At 32.1% G+C, this 20,137-nt stretch carries 15 protein-coding genes; 4 read left to right on the top strand and 11 right to left on the bottom strand.

Translation table 11 applies throughout. The features are described from left to right. Positions 1 to 25 precede the first annotated feature (25 nt). Positions 26 to 4,192 (bottom strand): DUF5977 domain-containing protein, encoded by a 4,167-nt coding sequence (locus A4F88_RS11240; RefSeq protein ID WP_068842714.1) that lies wholly within the window; start codon positions 4,190 to 4,192, stop codon positions 26 to 28. Between the two features lie 132 nt (positions 4,193 to 4,324). Between A4F88_RS11240 and A4F88_RS11235 the strand changes: the two genes are divergently transcribed. Then, complete coding sequence (locus tag A4F88_RS11235; RefSeq protein WP_342446798.1) at positions 4,325 to 4,735, top strand: M28 family metallopeptidase; 411 nt, start codon at positions 4,325 to 4,327, stop codon at positions 4,733 to 4,735. A gap of 48 nt (positions 4,736 to 4,783) precedes the next feature. Here A4F88_RS11235 and A4F88_RS11230 read toward each other — a convergent pair whose 3' ends face one another. Next, positions 4,784 to 5,536, bottom strand: coding sequence for a hypothetical protein (locus A4F88_RS11230; RefSeq protein WP_068842713.1), 753 nt, complete (start codon positions 5,534 to 5,536; stop codon positions 4,784 to 4,786). Between the two features lie 237 nt (positions 5,537 to 5,773). On the opposite strand from A4F88_RS11230, the gene A4F88_RS11225 reads away from it, so the two are divergent. Continuing rightward, a complete protein-coding gene (locus tag A4F88_RS11225) occupies positions 5,774 to 6,877 on the top strand; it encodes a fatty acid desaturase family protein (protein ID WP_068842712.1) in 1,104 nt (367 codons plus the stop codon). Positions 6,878 to 6,899: 22 nt separating this feature from the next. On the opposite strand, the gene A4F88_RS11220 is transcribed toward A4F88_RS11225, so the two are convergent. Then, positions 6,900 to 7,427 (bottom strand): hypothetical protein, encoded by a 528-nt coding sequence (locus tag A4F88_RS11220; protein ID WP_068842711.1) that lies wholly within the window; start codon positions 7,425 to 7,427, stop codon positions 6,900 to 6,902. 222 nt (positions 7,428 to 7,649) lie between these two features. Here A4F88_RS11220 and A4F88_RS11215 point away from each other — a divergent pair, with 222 nt between their 5' ends. Continuing rightward, entirely contained in the window at positions 7,650 to 8,303 is a 654-nt protein-coding gene (locus A4F88_RS11215) for a M15 family metallopeptidase (RefSeq protein ID WP_068842710.1), read from the top strand. On the opposite strand, the gene A4F88_RS11210 is transcribed toward A4F88_RS11215, so the two are convergent. The 8 genes from A4F88_RS11210 to tsaD form a co-directional block, all read right to left on the bottom strand. After that, positions 8,304 to 8,870, bottom strand: coding sequence for a hypothetical protein (locus A4F88_RS11210; protein ID WP_068842709.1), 567 nt, complete (start codon positions 8,868 to 8,870; stop codon positions 8,304 to 8,306). A 2-nt stretch (positions 8,871 to 8,872) separates the two neighbouring features. Continuing rightward, positions 8,873 to 10,054, bottom strand: a complete 1,182-nt coding sequence (locus A4F88_RS11205) for a THUMP-like domain-containing protein (protein ID WP_068842708.1) — start codon at positions 10,052 to 10,054, stop codon at positions 8,873 to 8,875. 2 nt (positions 10,055 to 10,056) lie between these two features. Further along, on the bottom strand, positions 10,057 to 11,148 hold the full coding sequence (locus tag A4F88_RS11200) for an AI-2E family transporter (RefSeq protein ID WP_068842707.1): 1,092 nt from the start codon (positions 11,146 to 11,148) through the stop codon (positions 10,057 to 10,059). 109 nt (positions 11,149 to 11,257) lie between these two features. Further along, positions 11,258 to 12,208 carry a zinc metalloprotease gene (locus tag A4F88_RS11195; protein WP_068842706.1) on the bottom strand — a complete coding sequence of 317 codons (951 nt, stop codon included), beginning with the start codon at positions 12,206 to 12,208 and terminating at the stop codon, positions 11,258 to 11,260. 159 nt (positions 12,209 to 12,367) lie between these two features. Continuing rightward, positions 12,368 to 12,862 carry a TrmH family RNA methyltransferase gene (locus tag A4F88_RS11190; protein WP_068842705.1) on the bottom strand — a complete coding sequence of 165 codons (495 nt, stop codon included), beginning with the start codon at positions 12,860 to 12,862 and terminating at the stop codon, positions 12,368 to 12,370. 148 nt (positions 12,863 to 13,010) lie between these two features. Next, entirely contained in the window at positions 13,011 to 13,649 is a 639-nt protein-coding gene (locus A4F88_RS11185; protein WP_068842704.1) for a DUF4159 domain-containing protein, read from the bottom strand. Positions 13,650 to 13,666: 17 nt separating this feature from the next. After that, positions 13,667 to 14,380, bottom strand: coding sequence for a 16S rRNA (uracil(1498)-N(3))-methyltransferase (locus A4F88_RS11180; RefSeq protein ID WP_068842703.1), 714 nt, complete (start codon positions 14,378 to 14,380; stop codon positions 13,667 to 13,669). Positions 14,381 to 14,382: 2 nt separating this feature from the next. Next, the gene (tsaD, locus tag A4F88_RS11175) at positions 14,383 to 15,405 is read right to left on the bottom strand and encodes a tRNA (adenosine(37)-N6)-threonylcarbamoyltransferase complex transferase subunit TsaD (protein WP_068842702.1); all 1,023 of its coding nucleotides are present in this window, start codon (positions 15,403 to 15,405) and stop codon (positions 14,383 to 14,385) included. Between the two features lie 208 nt (positions 15,406 to 15,613). On the opposite strand from tsaD, the gene A4F88_RS11170 reads away from it, so the two are divergent. Then, positions 15,614 to 20,104 carry a translocation/assembly module TamB domain-containing protein gene (locus A4F88_RS11170; RefSeq protein ID WP_068842701.1) on the top strand — a complete coding sequence of 1,497 codons (4,491 nt, stop codon included), beginning with the start codon at positions 15,614 to 15,616 and terminating at the stop codon, positions 20,102 to 20,104. Positions 20,105 to 20,137: the final 33 nt, after the last annotated feature.

Raw genomic sequence — 20,137 nt, 5'->3', positions numbered from 1 at the left:
TTCATTTTAACAGGCATAAAATTTTTTAATTTCTTTCTATTGCGATCAATTGTACAGTTGGTGTGTATTGAGAAGGTAATATAATATTTACCCCTTTTGAGGTTTGACCAGCAGGAATAAAAATTGTTGCAGGCTGTGAATTGCTACCATTATTCTCGTAATTGATATTAAATCTAAGCGTTACCCCATTATGATTTGAAGAAGAAGCAATAGCTAAAAGAGCTAAGGTTTTATTAACAGCATTCCATCTAGGTACATAAGTAATAAATTTGGTACAAGTTCCATTTGCATTTGCATTTGCCTGACCTGACTTATTAAATAACAATAGCCCATCATCATCTGCCGCAGCTTGAGAAACGGTAGAGGTTACTGCTCCAGCTGCCTGACTGTAATCAACTTTTGAACCTTCTTCGCCTTCAAGACAATTATTTTTAAAAAACGAACCGCTTCTGGCAATACTACTATATATGCATTTAGCTTTTATTCTTGCATAAGCACGACCATTTTTATTAAATCTGGCAAGCCCTTTTGAATCAGCATCTTCCTGTGAAATTGTTGATGTTTCAACACCAGCTGCCTGACTGTATACTACGCTTTCACCAACAGCTCCAAATGACCAACAATCATCTCTTTCAAATGAGCCGCTCAGCGCAATACTGCTAAAAGTACAAGTTCCATTTACATTTGCATTTGCCTCACCGTTTTTATTAAATAACTCTAGTCCTTTGGCATCAGCATCTGCCTGAGAGATTTTCGACACATAAGCTCCTTCTAACTGACTAAAAGGTATGCTAGCGCCTGAAACACCACCCTGAGCACAGTTAGTCTTTACAAAGGATCCGTTTCTTGCAATACTTTCGTATTCAACTTGCGGGGTTTTATAGTTGTAAACATATTCCTGAAGAAGATTGACATCTTTGTCTTTTACAAATTCTAATCTTCCAGAATTATCATAATGATAACTCGTTAGATTGCCTTTAGGATCAGTTATTGTACTTACACCTATTAATGGCTTGTGTGTATAGGTGGTTACCATGGCTTTTACTAAATTAGTTCTCAATTTATTAAGCTCAGTAATTAATAATTGCTCATTATCTCCATTAGAAATATCCTGTATATTTGTTATGTACTGCTCCACTTCGCTAGATGTTGCGTTTTTAATTTCAGCAACAACCTGCGTTTGATTATAACCCCAGATATACACAGTGTGAGTACCATCTTTTTTTGTAACCTCTTTTATATTTCCATTTAAATAATAATTTTGAAAAACAGTATCTTCAAAATAATTTTCTGATTTTGTGAAATTTAAATACGGAGAATTAGATTGTAAATAAGAGTCTACAAAAGCTGTATTAGATCGTTTTAAATTATATATGCTTGATTTTACAAGGTTAGTATTATCATATCTATATTCAGTTAAAGAAGAATTGAGTACTTTTTCGATTCCATTTGCATTCAATGTTTGTTTTGTTTCGATTGGAACTAATATATTTCTCTTAACCATTGCCAACAACACTTCAGAAAATCCAGATAAAATAGGAGGAAATGTTACGTTAAAATTATAATCATTAGGATACTTATAGTATGTGGTCAATTGTTCTCCCTTACTCGATGTTTGTTTGATACTTATTGGATTATGATGAAAAACATTGTTCGAAAAATATTTGTATTCAACTAAATCTGAAACGCTTTTTGTACCAAAAAAATCTGTAGTTTTTGAAGATTCTAAAACATAGTCACAAAATGCATACGTTCTGATGTACTGATCTCCTACACCTAATTCTTGGTCGGCAGTCTGATTATTTGTTTCACCAAAAAAGCATTTTTGATTTTTTGAAAAGCCACTTAAAGTATATGAGTTTTCTATTGTTTTTACAATAAGTCCATTTTTGTCGTATATCGAATCCCTTAACTTTCGTCCAAAAAGATTTTGATAATTTTTATTTAAATCAAATGAAGGATATTCGAAAGTATTCTTTATAAATTTAGTTACCCCGTTTACCCTACAAGTTAAAGATATTCCACAAGAAATCCTAAATTTAGCAAGATTCAGGCTGTTTTTATATAATGGTACATTTGAATTTGCCATATAAAGCGCATTCTCAGTATTAATATCGTAAGGAATTAAATATTCAGAGACTATTTTTCCATTGTTTGGAATGATCTTTTCTATTCTTTTATAATATACGTCTGTATTCATTAATAAAGAATTAGAAGAGATTAAAAATAATATTTTTTCTGTTCTTGGATCTTTAGCAGAAATTTTTCCATACAGATTTAAAGATGTAATTATTCCTGATGAAGTCCCATCTTTATTTACATACTTATAATCTGTGGTAGAAGCTAATACATCATTGTCATAGGTTTCAACTTTTTTAACTCTTAATCCAAATCCTTTTTTTAATTCATTATCTAAGAGAAAATCATTTGACTCGTAAGTGAATTTTAAGTAACCTCCAGAAGGAAAAGTTATTTTTTTAAGCATTCCAATTTGTTGAGATGTTTCGTTGATATCGCGATTTGATACATAGTTTCCAATTGCAGAATTGAAATCCGGAGAAGTAGATAATTTATACTCTGGTCCAATAAAGTTTTTTCTCTTGTAAATAGAGAAATTAGTTCTCCTGGTGAAACTTCTTGGATCATTTGGGTAAAACCATAAATCAGGGAGCATAGTTTTTTTATTCAAATCTGCTTTATTATCGTTATATCCCCCCCAATAGTCTTGTTCGTATGAAAATTTATAAGGCAGATTTCCTGATATATAATTAAATCTATATTCTTCAGTGTCGTTAACAACAATTTTATCAAGCCATAATCGCTTGTATAGATATTTATTACTTTCTTCAACATTTTCAATACCACTTGAAATTTTATAGCTATTATAAAAGTCAATTTTTTTAACTATTTGATTTTGACTATTGAGAATGTTAATTTGTTTTATTGCTCTTACTTCTGAAAAGTTATTGGCAGAATTAAACAAACCACTAGTTTCATTATAAGAATCTTTAACATCTTCTCTTTTTTTTGCGTCGTATTGAAACACAATGGATCCAGATGGTGATTTTATTTCTTTTAACCGTTTAGTGACAAATTGATTGTAATTATTACCATTTTCGAAATAATTGCCGAATGTGGCCATATTTACAACTATCTTTACATGTCCCTGATTGTATGCGAGTGCTGTATTAGATAATTTTGAATGTCTCTCATTTTCGTAAGTGAAATTAATTTCATTTTTGTTTGCAGAAACAATTTTAGAGAGAAACCAAGAACTATTAGTTGGTCTATTTGCTAATGCAAAAGCTCCGGGTTCACTGTATCCGGCATTTTTACCTTCTGTACAGTAATTAAATGACCACACGTCTGATTTGATGCTTGTCGTAGAAGCTTGTAGGAGCGGAGTGTCTCTTGAAATTGATCCAAATAATGTACTATCCCATAAATTAGCGTTATTTTGTTCAATATCATTAAAAAAATATGAATTTCCCTTATCGTCGATAACGGTAAAACTTGAAATATTTCCTTTAATGTCAAGATAAACTGAGATCTTGTCACTTGTAGAGGAAATAACAGTATTTAAACTAAAATTTTTAATAATAAACGAACCATTACGACCATCTGGCAGCATGTATTGAAAGATGTCCGGTGCTGGGCTTTTATCTAAAGAACTGGCATAAATTGGGCCTGAATAATTGTTAAAATTGCCATTCGTTGAAAAGTAATCAGCGGCATTATTACTTATGTCAGCATGCTCAGCATATGAAACATTATTTTGAATTACAAATTGTGTACATGAAGGGTTACCCTGCGTATCAAAAGTAGGATACATTTGATAGGTTTGGGTGTATTCGTCAGGTAGGCCTTCCTGGTTTCGTATAATAATACCACCCATACTCAAAGACCATGAAGTTCCAATATTACTTGATTCGTTTTCTAATTTAACCCCTTTTGAATCATATTTTAAGGTTATTGGAACATTAATTTCATCAACTTTTAAATTATGCAAGGGAATTGAAGTATTTGATAAACCTGTGCTTTGGTCTATTTCTGCCGTTAATACTTTATATAAATTAGCTACTTCAGGAGATTTTGGGGCTTGAGCACTTACATTGTTAAAACTGAAAAGCAAAATAAATAATATTGCTTTTAAATAAGGGCGGATAATTAATTGAAAATTGTTTATAATCATTCTAAATAACTTTGGATTTTAGAACAATATTAGTCTTTTTTTAACATAAAGTCTTTTACATTTTATTTTTTTTATAAGAAAGATTTTATCTTTTTGATTGATAGATGTTTATGTTTTGTCAAAAATATTTGAATAATTTTTAAATACTTCGTTAATCATTTACCGGTTAAAAAAGAAGCTGTAAAAGTAATGCTCAACATGGATATGGTGGGCAGATTAAATACAGAAAAACAAATTTACATGGGTGGTGCCGGAACCTTTCCGGATGGTGTAGAACTGATGAAAAAACTAGGAGAAAACAGCGGACTAAACCCGGTTATTCATGCCGGAGAAGTAGGCGGATCTGATCATGTTTCATTCTACAAAGCTTCGATTTCCTGCATTGGATTTCATACCGGAGGACATCCACAATACCATACTCCCGAAGATGATATTGATTTAATTAACAGTGATGGCGGAGGTTTGGTCACAAAATATATTTATAATGCTTTGATGGCAATTGCCAATTATGAGCAACCGCTGTATTTTATCAATCAGAACTAAGAATCAACACACAAAAGAATTTCCAGTTAAATACGTTTTTTGTTCTGATTATAAAGTCAAATTTATAGTTGGCAACAAATTCTCTCTAACTCCTGTTTTCAGGTCTATAACATCAAATCTTTTGGTTGATGAAAATGAACCTACGTCGCTGTCACTATTAATCAGAATAGCGCCAACAATAATAATATACTTGCAATTGTATTTGGTGGCGGCAATGAGTTCCTGAATTCGTTTGTCGATCGATTCATAAATGATTTCTGTAGCCTCATAAAGTGGTATTTCGGCTTTTAAGATACTTTCTTTCTGGCTTAAAAGGATTTGTTCAATCGTATTCATCTGATAATCTATTTCCGTTATATGTCCGGATTCTATAGCATTATCGGTTAATTTATTCAAAGCACCATTAGCAGCACCACAACAACTGGAAGGTTTATTTTGTCCAAAGCGATTGATTTCTCCAATCTTTCCTTCTTTCGAAATCCCAATATGCGGTCCATAATAGATAAAAACAGCTCCTTCATCCGGAACATGGCTTGCAAATGCCTGCATACCTGTTAATCCTGTAAAAGGAAACCCGTCCAATCCTCCCATTTTAAACGGTCCTAAAAATTCATTTGCTCTTACCGGATATTGAATACTGTTTACATCATCACTGCAAATACTGTCGGCAAACATTATTTGTGCCGGCTCCAGATCCAGTTTCTCCTCGATATAATCAATAATTTTGTTTATAAAATCTATCGTAGTTAAGGCATTAGGATAGTATTTTTGGATGATTTGAAGTTTTTCTCTTTTTTTCATTTTCAGAAAATTTGAAAGTTTAAGGCGGTTAATTAAACCGAATAAATTGTATTTTTTGGACTGAAGTAAAGTTATTAAATTTCGATAAGGTAATCATATCAGTCAGGATTTTTTCTGTTCAACTCTGGCTCTAAATTTTTTAAGTTAATTTTATTTATACTTGTAAGAGTTTGTTATCGTGTGTTTTAACTTTTTTTATTAAATTTGATAGGACAATTTCTAGCAATACCTATTTTTATGGAAAAATTAAAACGCCCGGTTTATCTCAAAGCTGGTACTGATGATTTTTTTAAGAAGATGCGTGTAGAAGTAAACGAAACTATTTTGCAAAACGCATCATTGTACCTCTTAAACGTTATAAAGTCTTTAGGTCTTTTGGTTCTGTTTTTTTTGTTTTATGGCTGTATTTTGTTTTTTGGTAACACTACACCTTTACTTTTTCTTTTTTATATTTTATGTGGTTTTACCATGATTGTACTTTTTATAAATGCTTTTCATGACGCCGCTCATGGAGCTTTATTTAAAAAAGCAAAACACAACGAGTGGTTTTTGTATGTTTTAGAGCTTTTTGGAGGCAATCACTGGCTCTGGATGCGCAGACATATCAATTTACACCATGCATATCCTAATGTTCCCGATTGGGATATTGATATTAAACAGAGTGATATTATTCGCATTTTTCCAAATAGTCCTTTGTTTAAATATCACAAATATCAGCACATTTATATGTGGTTTATTTATCCGCTTTACAGTCTGAACTGGATTTATATTCGGGATTTTAAAGACTTTTTTGGAAAGAAAAACAATTATGTAAAAAAAGTAGTAGACAAAATTCCGCCAAAACAGATTTTTATATTATTTGCGGCTAAGATTGTAAACCTGATTTACCTGCTTTTTATTCCCATGTTTTTTTTAAACCAGCCCTGGTATTTGGTTTTAGGAGCCTGGTTTACCATGCATTTATGCGGCAGTGCTTTGGGAGTTATAGCACTCGTTTCGACACATGTCGATGAAGATGCCCATTTTCCGGGAACAGATCAAGACGGAAATCTCTCTGCAACCTGGGCAGTACATCAAATGATTGTAACAAAGGATTTTAGTACCAATAGTAAATTGGCAAATTTTCTATATGGAGGTTTTACACATCATGTGGCACATCATCTTTTTCCTGGAGTTGGTCATACTTATTACCCTTATATCACTCCAATTATCATGCGTTATGCTCAGGAATATGATTTACCGTATACATCATATCCATTTTACCACGCTGTTCGGTCTCATTTTAGGATGTTAAAAAATAAAGGCATAACAGAAAACATTCTGATGACCGGAGAGATTTAGGATAAAAACAGATTGAAAAAGCTTATTTGTCTTTTACAATATTGGCATTAAGCTTTTTAGTGTTTAATTCCTGTAATAATGAATCTTTCAGCTGAATGCGATAATGGTCTTCGGCAAATACATCCAGTTTTGATTTGCTAAATTTATAGACATTAATTTTATTGTTTTTTACATCAATATAAAGATCATAAGAATAGCTGTTGCAATCGTGTTGTTTGCATCCGCTGGCATGCAAAATATCGCCTTCTAACGTAAATGGAGTTTCTGTATTCCAGAGTTTTACCATTTCATCATAATCATTTCCTAAAAGACTTTTTAATCTTGGTGTAATACTGCTTTTTGTTAAAATACCTGATCCGATAACACTTTTATCTACCAGATTTTTTAAAGTATCTGTTGGATTAATGATAGCTGAATCTGATTTTAAAGCATCGATTTTTACAGAAGTAGAATCTGTTGTAGGGACATTTTTGATAGTTTCTTTTTTACAGGAAATTAATGTAAAACCGCTTAATACAAATACCAATAATTGCTTTGTTTTTTTGCTCATAGCATTTTGTTTTTAATTAACTAATTGATTTATAAATCACTATTTAGCTAATTTAAAGAAAAAACAGGAAAGATTGTTCTAAAAAAAGCAGGAGAAGTTTTAATATTTGTATGTAACAGCATGTTTTTTGCCTTAGAAATACAGGATTGGTTTTAAATACGAATGATTAAATAGGAGATTGAGCATTTTTTGACTAATTTCATTTTTCAAATTTTAAAGCTCATGACACCATTTATCAAACCTTTATTTTTTCTGATTTCTTTCTTTTGGATAGCGACTTCTACAGCGCAGCATGAAGCTTATTCAAGTGAAGGAACACAGGAAGTTAGCGATACTACTTTTGTAAATTTAAGAGATTATAGCAATGATTTTATTTACGATATGAAATATGCTACCGAAGATAATTTTTTGAAAGCGAAAGTATATGATTGTGCCGAATGTTTATTGCGCCTTAAAACAGTAAAAGCACTAATTGCAGCCAATAATGATTTTAATAAAAAAGGATATAAAATCAAATTATACGATTGTTACCGACCGTTATCAATTCAGAAAAAAATGTGGGAGATTGTGTCAAATCCTGAATATGTGGCAGATCCAAAAAAAGGCTCCATCCATAATAGAGGAGGAGCCGTTGATATTTCGCTGGTTGATATTAATGGAAAAGAAGTTGATATGGGAACTCCTTTTGATTTTTTTGGGATAAGAGCCAGTCACAATTATACCATGCTTTCTAATCAGGTAAAATCAAATAGAAAATACCTTAAGAAAATAATGATCAAAAATGGCTTTAATTCGTTTGATTCAGAATGGTGGCATTACAATTTAAAAGCTGGTTTAAAGGATAATGTTTCCAATCAAAAATGGAAATGCAATTAATTACTCCACACACCTAATGTTGTCCATGAAATAAGTATTCGGATGATACACTTTACCGTTTAGTTCTGATGTTAAATCACTTTTAACAATAAAGTCTTCAGTATCGGTTAAATATTTTATTCTCATGATCGAAATAGGGGACTTTTTCAGTTCCTCATAATTGTCTTTCACAAACATAAAAATTCCGGTATTGATACGATTGTCAAAACCTTTATCATCATGAATAAGCGTTCCGCAGCTTTCACGATCGATATGCATTAAGGTTACGATTTTTCCGTTTTCTAATTGTAAAAATATTTTAGAGCTTTTATCAAAGCAGTTCGCTTTTATAAAATCTTTACTTTTTTGAATCAATTGCAGGTTTAAGGTTGGTAAACCATCAGTTTGTGCCAGCGAGAAGAAAATATAGTTGAAGGTTCCTCCAAAATATTTTTCGCTCACCATATATTCATTCGTTACCTTGTAAGTACCAATAGAATCTTTGACATTTGCACTGTATTCACATGGTTTTTGTGCAAAAGCAGTAAACGTTAATAAAAAAAGAGTTAGTGTAATTAGTTGTTTCATTTCTAAGTTATTTTTCTGCAAATTAAAACTATTTTGTTATCATTTGTATCAGTTGTAAAAAAACAATACAAATTTCCTCCATTTTTTATTTTCCATTTTTTTCGAATGTTTTCTACAGTGTCCGGAAAGTTTCGCGTTGTGATATTTGCCTGCTGATTGGCAAGTGTCATTTTCATTTCGTTTTTGCTGTACGGAATCACTTTTTCGATTTCAAAACGTCTACCGGGAAAATCGATTAAGTCTTCAGAAGTGTATAAATGCGAGTGTTTATGGAGCTTGTTGAGATTAAAAACAGCACTCACTTCATCAAACCCTCCGGATTTCATAATAGCTGCATTAGGCTCATAAACATATTTTTGCGGTAAATGAAAAGAGGCAAACACGGTTTCATCACCCAGAATAAACTCAAAAGTCTCCGTTTTATCTTTAACGATATTAGCGGTCTTAATCGTTATTTTACCTGTGTATTGATTGTGAATTTCAAAAAGCAACTCTTTGACTTCATTTTCGAGTGCAATAATATGTATATTTTTAACGAATTTTAATTCAGATAAACCTGCAGAAAGATCCAATAAAGGAGCCGTTTTTATTAAAACCGAATCAGTTTTCTCAAAATAAAAATCCAATAAATCAGGTACATTTGGCAAACAGTCTTTAAGCATAAAAACTTTGCCTTTTGCATCATTTCTGCGTGAAGGATCAATGTAAATCCAATCCCATTTTTGATTTACTTTATTTAGAACATTTGTAGAATCACCTGCATAAAAACTACAATTTGTAACGCCTAATTGTTCGTAATTATGTTTTACAATGGCAGATAACTCTTCGTTTATTTCGCAATGTGCAATGCTTTTAAAGTTTTTAGCAAAGTAATAATCATCAACGCCAAAACCTCCTGTAAGATCGATTAAAGTTTCTCCGGAAATTAAAGAAGCCTTGTAAGCAGCAGTTTTTTCTGAAGAGGTTTGCTCAACCGAAATTTTACCTGGATAAATAATATCCTTGGTTGAAAACCAGGTAGGCAACTTATCTTTTGCTTTAGACTTCGCTTCAATTTGGTTTAAAATTAAAATCCAGTCGATTTCAGGAAACGGATTTTTCTGAAGCGCAAGTTTTGCAATCGGGACACCACTATTTTGAGTTATAAATTCCTGAATATTTTGGTGCAAAATAGAAGTGTTCAATTTTAAATTCTTTCGGTTAATACAGAGACAATTTTGTTATCAGGAAAAAATTCTTTCAAAATTACCTTTACCATTGTAAAAACAGGAATGGCAATAATCATTCCGACAATTCCAAAAGTAATTCCGCTTATTAAAGTAATCAGAAATATTTCCAGCGGATGCGAATTTACACTTTTTGATGAAATTATGGGCTGACTAACGTTGTTATCAATTGCCTGAACCAATAAGAAACCTATGACTACATAAATTGTTCTTGGCAGAATTTCAGATTGAAAATCACTTCCAATCATACTAATCATTGTTAAAAGTGCAGCTAATATGGTTCCAATTATTGGTCCTATATAAGGTATAACATTCAGGATAGCACATAAAAAAGCAATTACAAAAGCATTTTGATTTCCAAAAATCATTAAAACAATCAGATACAAAATAAAAACAACCGTTAATTGCAATAACAATCCAATAAAATAGCGGGTTAGAAAGTGATTTATTTTAGTAATCGAATTTAAGATTTTATCCTCATTTGTATCAGGAAGAATTTTACGGGCACTTACTTTAAAGGCGTCCTGATCCTTTATAAAGAAAAAGGTAATAAAGAATACAGAAACAAGTCCCATTCCCATATCAGCCATAAAATTTAAAATCGTGTTGATAAAACCGGTAAAATAGCTAAAATCGATGATCGATGTAATTTTAGAATCTTTTAAAACTTTATTTAAATCCAGATGCTGAATATTAAAATATGTCTCAAGAGTATGCTCTGTTTCTGTAAACTGTTGTTGAAGATTTTGGGTGTCTAATAAGGATAAGTTATTGGCCTGCGAAATAATCAAAGGAACAAACAACAGTATGAAACCCACTATTGAAAGGATAAAAATAATTAGTGCTGTTGAAGCAGCGAGTGAGTTACTGAACTTTAATTTGTTTTTTAAAAATTGTACTAACGGATTGGCAATTAAGCACAATAATAAGGAAATACACAAGTAAACAATTACGGTTTGTATGGCATACAGAAAATATAAAATGGCTGCAATAACTAAGATTGTGGTTAAAGCTCTTAAGATTCCGTTAGATATAATTTTTGAGGTTATCATAATTAAAGTTTAGAGGATAAATATAGGAAAAAGCTTTTAAAATTTTGGATTAAAGCAAAAAAAGCGAGATGATATCATCTCGCTTTTCAATTTATTAATTGGATATGTTTTAGATTCCAAAAGCAGCTCTTGGACCTCCACTAACAAATATTGCAGCCATTCTGCTTTTTTGTCCGTTAGAGAACATATACATTGCATTGTCATCAACATAATCCATATAGTTCATTGTCATTTCAACAGGAGTTCCTGAACAAGTACTATAGTGAGGATAAGCTGGTACACCATAATTTGCAGTGTTGTGCGTAGGAGTATCAGCTACTAAATCGCTTCCGCAAGTTGCATCTCCCCAAATGTGGCGTAAATTCATCCAGTGTCCCACTTCGTGAGTTGCTGTTCTTCCTAAGTTGTAAGGAGCATTTGCAGCACCTGATAAACCGAAATATTTAGAGTCAATTACAACTCCGTCAGTAGCTGAAGCTCCTCCAGGAAATTGTGCATAACCTAAAATTCCGCCACCAATTGTGCAAGCCCATAAGTTAAGTTTGGTTGTTGGCGAAGTTGGTGCTAAACCTCCCTGAGCCGTTTTTTTCATGGCATCACTGGTACCCCATGAAGTTTTGGTAGTAGATTTTCTGATAACCTGATCTAAAACAAACGTAATACCAACATTTGCTTTTACACCAGAAAATAGTGCTGGTACACTGTTGTAATCTGAGTTTAACGCGTTAAAATCTTTGTTTAGAACATCGATTTGCGTTTGAATTTGTGCATCAGAAATGTTTTCTGCAGTTGTTCTGTACAGAACATTAACTACAACCGGAATTTCAATTTTACCGTTTACCAGACGATTAGTTAAAATACTTTTGTTTGTAAAGGCTTCAATTTCGTTCATTCTGATCGCTAATGTTGGATCAGCTTTTAATTGAGCTTCTAAAACTTCCTGAGTTGCACATCCGCGACGGGCAACAGCGCTAACATTTGAATCTGAAGATCCTGTTTGGTCATTTTGACATGAGAACAGCACTAGCGCTGCGAATGCGGAAATAAAAACTTTTTTCATAATAATTGGGGTTTTTGTTATAAAAAATTAAAATTTGTTATTCATTCAGCAATTTTATAACAAAAAAATATTGTAGCAAAACATTTACAATATATTTTTTGTCAGAAAATTACAAAACCCTTGTATAGTCTAGTTCTTACAAAAATTTGACTTAAATTATTATGATGTAAATTCGTACAATGCTATACTTGCAGCTTGCACAACATTCATACTTGAGTTTTTTCCGAACATATTTATGTGTACAATTTGGTTCGAAATTTTCAAAAGTTCATTTGAGATTCCGTTAATTTCACTTCCAATCAGAAGGGCAATTTTTTGATTTTCAGGGATTATAACTTCTCTTAGAGGTTTACTATTGCTTGCGATTTCTAAGGCAATAATTTCAAAGTTATTTTGGAGTAAATAATCAACAAGATCGTTTGTCTCCTCAATGATAATGTGAGGTACATGAAGATGAGTGCTTCTTGAAGTCTTGTTAATTTTTCTTGGAGTCAGCGGAATATCCTTACCTAAAAAGATAATATTTTCAACACCAAACGCTTCACTGATTCTAAATAATGAGCCAATGTTTTGTTGAAAATAAATATGATCACAAACCAATGTTATTGGAAATGTTTTTCTTTCAAATTGATTTTCTTCGTGGGTAAGCTGCATTTTTTTTTTGTAAAATGTGAAATGTAAAATGTAAAATGTGAAATGTGAAAAATGAAATGTGAAAAGTGGTAAATCGGGGTATTGTTGTTTTTTATTTGATGAATAGCTAATTACCAATCACTAATTACTATTTACTAATTACTATTTACTAATTTGTAAAAATATAATTGATGATATTGGCACCCATTTTTAAGGCTTTTTCTCTTACGGCCAAAGGATCATTGTGAACTTCGGCATCTTCCCAGCCATCACCTAAATCACATTCATAGGTATATAACAAAACAAGTTTATTTTCGACAAATATTCCAAAAGCCTGTGCACGGGTTCCGTCATGTTCGTGAATTTTTGGTAATCCGTTCGGGAAAGGAAATGGTTTTTGAAATATGGGATGATTTGCCGGAATTTCCACTAGATTATTGTTAGGAAATATTTTTTTTATTTCTTTTCGAATGTATTGATCCATTCCGTAATTATCATCAATATGTAAAAAACCGCCACCATTTAAATAATTTCTAAGATTGCTTACATCAGCATCGCTAAAAACGACATTTCCGTGCCCCGTCATATGAACAAAAGGATACGAAAGTAAATCCGGATTGCTTGGTTCTACAGTTGATGGTTTTGCTTTTATTCGGGTATTAATATTAGCATTACAAAACTTAATTAAATTAGGCAGAGAAGTTGGATTTGCATACCAATCGCCGCCACCGCTGTATTTTAATAAAGCAATTTCCTGCGAAAATGAAGAAACAGTAACCAGTAAAAACAAAAGCAATAATTTTTTCATACTTATTCCGGTATCAGTTAATTGGGAGTTTCATTAAAAAATACAACACTATGGCAGGCTACAACAGCAGCAGTTTCTGTACGTAAGCGGGTATTTCCTAAAGTTACGGGCTGATAATTATTTTCGATTCCCAATGCAATTTCTTTTTCAGAAAAATCACCTTCAGGACCAATTAATAAAGTTACATTTTCATTTGGTTTTAAAACTTCTTTCAATGATTTTTTATCGGTTTCTTCGCAATGAGCAATCAATTGTAAACCCTCATTTTTTTGTTTAATGAATTCCTTAAATGAAATAGCTTCATTTAATTTTGGCAAATAAGTCTCATTAGATTGTTTCATTGCCGAAAGAATAATTTTTTCAAAACGTTCCGGATTAATTACTTTTCGTTCAGACCGGTCGCAAAAAACAGGGGTAATTTCCTGAATTCCAATTTCGGTTGCTTTTTCAAGGAACCATTCAAAACGATCGTTCATTTTGGTAGGGGCAACTGCTAAATGCAAACGAAATTTAGGCTCCGGTGCTTTTTTTATAGATAAGACATCAACAATACATTTATTATCAGATGCCAGCGTAATTTCGGTTTCAAACAATAAGCCATGTCCATTGGTAACATGTAGAATATCTGAATCTTTCTTGCGTAAAACTTTTATAATATGTCGGCTTTCCTCTTTGTCAAAAGAAAAACTTTCAGTGGTTTCGTCAATATCAGGATTGTAAAATAATTGCATGGTTAAAACTGAATTCGGGCTTTAGAAACTACTGCTGAAGTTTCGAAACGGTTTGATAAATATTTTTGATACCCTACAATTCCAATCATTGCGGCATTATCTGTTGTGTATTCGAATTTTGGAATAAAAGTTTTCCAGCCGTATTTGCTTTCACTTTCTTTCAATCGGGCTCTGATTCCTGAATTAGCAGAAACACCTCCGCCAATTGCCACTTGTTTGATTCCGGTTTCTTTTACCGCTAATTTTAATTTATCCATTAAAATTTCGATAATCGTATATTGGATAGAAGCACAGATATCATTTAAGTTTTCTTCGATAAAATTTGGATTTTCCAGTTTATTCTTCTGAATAAAATAAAGAATAGCTGTTTTAAGTCCGGAGAAACTAAAATCTAATCCCGGAACTTTCGGTTTTGTAAAGGTAAAAGCTTTTGGATTTCCTTCTTTGGCATATTTATCAATCAAAGGTCCGCCGGGATAAGGCAATCCCAGAATTTTGGCACTCTTATCAAAAGCTTCTCCCACAGCATCATCTGTTGTTTCTCCAATAATTTCCATATCAAAAAAGCCGTTAACTTTTACAATTTGGGTATGTCCGCCACTAATAGTTAAGGCTAAAAACGGAAATTCCGGTTTATCAAAGCCTTCTTCGTCTATAAAATGGGCCAGGATATGGGCATGCATATGATTAACCGCAATAAGCGGAATTTTTAATGCTAAGGATAATGATTTACTAAAAGAACTTCCTACGAGCAAAGAGCCCATTAAACCGGGACCTTGTGTAAAGGCAATGGCAGTTAATTGATCTTTTTGTACATTTGCTTTTTTAAGAGCGGCATCAATTACAGGAACAATATTTTGCTGGTGTGCTCTTGAAGCTAATTCAGGAACAACACCACCATATTGATTGTGAATTAACTGATTGGCCACAACATTTGAGAGTACTTTATCGTTATGTAAAACCGCGGCAGCAGTATCATCGCATGAACTTTCGATGGCAAGAATAAAAACCTCTGAATTTTGCATATAAAGGCACGAATTTTGAATTATATTTGACAAGTCAAATATTTTGATTTTCTTTTATGATAAGGAGAAGCCAAAATTAAAGAATTTTTATCAAAAACAGTCGTTCTTTGTCTGTTCAAAGTAAATTTAAAAGAAAACTAAAATAAAAGCAGCTATCAAAAAAGTAAAGAAAATAATATCCAGAACCCTAATTGGGTTAATTTTACTTTTGTTAGCACTCGTTATCATACTGGCTCTGCCTGTCGTTCAGACAAAAATCGCAAAATATATTACAGAATCTTTAAACACTGATTTTAAAACCAATATTAGTGTAGACAAAGTCGCTATAAATATATTTGGCGGCGTAAAACTCAAGAAGGTTTTAATTTTAGACCATCACAAGAAAACCCTGATTTACTCCGATATCATTACCACTGACATTTTAAGTATCAAAAGATTGTTAGATGGTGATTTGCTTTTTGGGGATATCCGGCTTACAGGGATGATTTTTAATTTGAAGACCTATAAAAACGAAGACGAAAACAATATTAATAAATTTATTAAATTGTTTGAGACAGGTAAAAAGACTCCCAAATCTAATAAGCACTTTTTGCTGACAGCCAGAAACGCCTACATTTCGCAAGGTGCATTTTCGGTAGTTGATGAAAATAAAAATACACCAAAATTTCTCGATTTTAAAAAGTTAAACGCTTATATAAGTGATTTCAAATTATATGGTCCCGATGTAAATACGATCATTCACAGGTTTTCTTTTTTAGATCATCGTGGATTGTATGTGTCAAATTTTGCCGGGAAATTTAGTTATACCAAGAAACAGATCAAAGTCGAAAATCTGGCAATAAAAACCAAAAGATCATCGATTTACGGAAAAGCGATTTTAAATTATAAAGTAGAAGATTTTCTTCACTTTACAGATAAAGTGCAGTTTGATGTAGCATTAGATTCTGCTTCAATTGCGTCTAATGATATTCGTTATTTTTATGACGGATTGGGTAAAAACCAGCATTTTAAAATTAAAACCAAAATAAAAGGAACGCTGAACGATCTTAATTTAAGACACCTTAAACTAACTGATACAAACGGTTCGAAAATTTTTGGTACGATTAACTTCAAAAACCTTCTGGGAACCAAAGAACAAAAGTTTTCAATGGACGGAAAGTTTGATAAGCTGGCTTCAAGTTATGATAATCTGGTGGTTTTATTGCCTGGTATTTTAGGAAAAAAACTTCCAAAAGAACTTCAGAGAATTGGGACGTTTAATATTGTTGGTAAGGCTAAAGTTTCGACTACAGATCTGGAAACCAATTTTAAAATGATTACCGATCTGGGGAACGGTCAGGCTGATTTGCATATCAATAATATGGATTTTATTGATAAGGCATCTTATTCTGGAAATATCATTTTGGATAATTTTAATATTGGAGCTTTACTGAAGCGAAAAGACATTGGGAAAACTACTTTAAATCTGGATGTTGACGGAGTTGGTTTTACAGAAAAATACCTTAATACGATTTTAAAAGGAGATATCTCAAAACTGGATTATAATAAATATACCTATAATAATATTGTAGTAAACGGAAACTTTAAACTGCCTTATTATAAAGGACAGGTTTCTGTAAATGATCCTAATTTAAGTTTAACCTTTGATGGTTTACTGGATTTAAGTAAACGAGAAAGCAGATATGATTTTCATATTAATGTCGAAAATGCCAATTTGCAGAAACTTAAATTTATTGATGATTCTATTTCTCAGTTTACAGGAGATGCTGTTGTTCAGGTGAGCGGGAACTCTATAGAAAATCTTCAGGGAAATATTTTTATTAAAGATGCTGTTTATCAAAATCCTAAAGCTACTTATGCTTTTGATGAGATTACGATAAACTCGAATTTTGATGCAGATAAATTACGTACTATAACCATTAATTCTAAAGATGTTGTAAATGGTGAAATCGTAGGTAAATTTCAGTTTGGACAATTAGATAAACTGGTTATGAATTCTGTTGGAAGTCTTTATACCAATTATAAACCCTATAAAGTCAAGAAGGGGCAGTTTTTACGTTTCAATTTCCATGTTTATGATAAAGTAGTAGAAATGCTTTATCCTGAAATTAATATCGATTCTACCACTGTAGTTCGCGGAAAAATTGATTCTGATTTACAGGAATTTAAATTCAGGTTTAATTCACAGAAAATTACGGCAGCAAAAAATACTTTTGATAACATCAGAATTAATATTGACAATAAAAATGCACTTTATAATGCGTTTGTTGAATTAGATAGTATTAAGACACCTTATTATAAAATACGCGATTTTAATTTAATTAATGTAACAGCAAAAGATACTTTGTTTGTGCGTTCTGAGTTTAAAGGAGGAGAAAAAGGCGAAGATTATTATAACCTGGATTTATTTCATACCATTGATAAAAACAAAAATAATATTGTAGGGATTAAGAAATCTGAAATGAAGTTTAAAGACTATTTATGGTATTTAAACGAACATGAGGAAAAAGACAATCAGATTGTTTTTGATCAGTATTTTAAAAATTTCACGATTAATAATATCATTTTATCTCATGAAAATCAGAAAATTGATTTAAACGGAGTCATCAAAGGAAATGATTATAAAGATCTCGTCCTGAATTTTGAGGACGTTGATATTAATAAAATTACGCCATTAAATTCGAAGTTTGTTTTTAATGGTAATTTAAACGGAAATATCAATTATAAGCAGAATAAGAATGTGTACCAGCCCACGGCATCTATTGTTATAGATCATCTTAATCTGAATAAGACAGATCTGGGAACCTTAAACTTTGATATTGCCGGCGATGAAAACTTTAAAAAATTCACGATAAATTCGTCTATTCAAAATGGATTTTCGGAATCATTTAAAGCTAATGGAACTTTTGCTATTGAAAACAAAGAGACCTTTCTGGATCTAAACCTAAAACTGGAAGGATTTAATCTTGCAACTTTAGGAACAGTCGGAGGAGATGTTTTGTCTAATGTCCGGGGATCTGTTTCCGGAAATGCAGCTGTTATTGGTAATCTTAAAAAACCTGAAATTAACGGACGTTTGTATGTAGAAAAAGCAGGAATGACTATTCCATACCTAAATACGGATTATGAGTTAGCAGATCGTACTGTGATTGATTTAACTGATGAAAAGTTCTTGTTTAGAAACAATCAGCTTACCGATACGAAATACGGAACAAAAGGTTTGCTAAACGGAAGTATAGAACATCATAATTTTGGAGACTGGAAACTGGATTTAACCATTACTTCTAAGCGTTTACTCGCCCTTGACACCAAAGACAGTGAAGATGCGGCTTATTTTGGTACAGCCTTTATAAATGGTACTGCAAGTATCAAAGGTCCTACAGAAAGCTTGTTTATAAAAGTAGATGCGAAATCAGAAAAAGGTACCGAAGTCAAGATTCCTATCAATAACACACAAAGTGTTGGAGAAAGCAGCTGGATTCATTTTGTGACACCAAAAGAAAAATACAACCTGGCAAACGGTATTGTAGAGAAAACCAGAAACTATAATGGTCTGGAACTCGAATTTGATTTTGACATTACCCCTGATGCAGAAGTAGAAGTAATTCTGGATCGAAATTCAGGTCATGGTATGAAAGGAAAAGGATATGGATCTTTATTGTTTAAAATTAATACATTAGGTAAGTTTAATATGTGGGGAGATTTCCAGGCATATGAAGGAACTTATAATTTTAAATATGGAGGTTTGATCGATAAAAAATTCTCGGTTAAAAAAGGAGGTTCTATTATTTGGGAAGGTAACCCGATGAAAGCTCAGTTAAATCTTGAAGCAGTTTATAAAACATCAGCAAATCCGGCTGTGTTGCTGGATAATACCTCTTCATTTAATAAAAAGGTACCGGTAGAAGTTGTCATAGGTTTAAGAGGGGATTTAGCCAGTCCGGAACCTAATTTTGATATACAGTTTCCATCCGTTAGTAATGTTTTAAAATCTGAGATACAATATAAGCTGGATGATAAAGATATTCGTCAGACACAGGCTCTTTATCTTTTGTCTACAGGTTCGTTTATGAGTACAGACGGATTTAGCCAGGGTGACTTGTCCGGAACATTTGCAGAAACAGCTTCGAGTTTGTTGGGTTCAATCATCAAATCAGGTAATGAAAAAGTAAATATTGATTTAAATTATATTTCTGCTGATAAAAGACTAGGGCAGGAGGCTGATGGTCAGTTTGTAGCAAATATTAGTTCTCAGGTAAACGAGAGAATTACAATAAACGGAAAATTAGGAGTTCCAATTGGCGGAGTAAACGAATCAGCAATTGTTGGAGATATTGAAATTCTGTATCGTGTAAATGAAGACGGATCAATGAACCTTCGTTTGTTTAATAAAGAAAATGATATCAATTATATAGGACAGGGAATTGGGTATACGCAAGGTGTGGGTATTTCGTACGAAGTAGATTTTGATACTTTTAGTGAGTTAGTCAATAAATTGTTTAAAAACCACAAACTCGAAAAAGCGATAAAATCGTCTGATGATTTACAGGATTCTTATCTAAATCCGGAACTTATTAATTTCTCTAATAAAAAGGATGCCGAAAAGAATAAAAAGAAAACAGATAAAAAAGACGAAGAGAAGAAAAATCCACCACCTCAAAACAATAATGAAGGATTAATTCCTGACAATGATTTCTAGAGGAACTGTTAAAATATGCTTATAAAAACCATT

The sequence above is a fragment of the Flavobacterium chilense genome (assembly GCF_001602525.1).
Taxonomy (GTDB): domain Bacteria; phylum Bacteroidota; class Bacteroidia; order Flavobacteriales; family Flavobacteriaceae; genus Flavobacterium; species Flavobacterium chilense.
The sequence above is the reverse complement of the archived record's forward strand: the minus strand, read 5'-3'. Positions and strand labels throughout refer to the sequence as shown.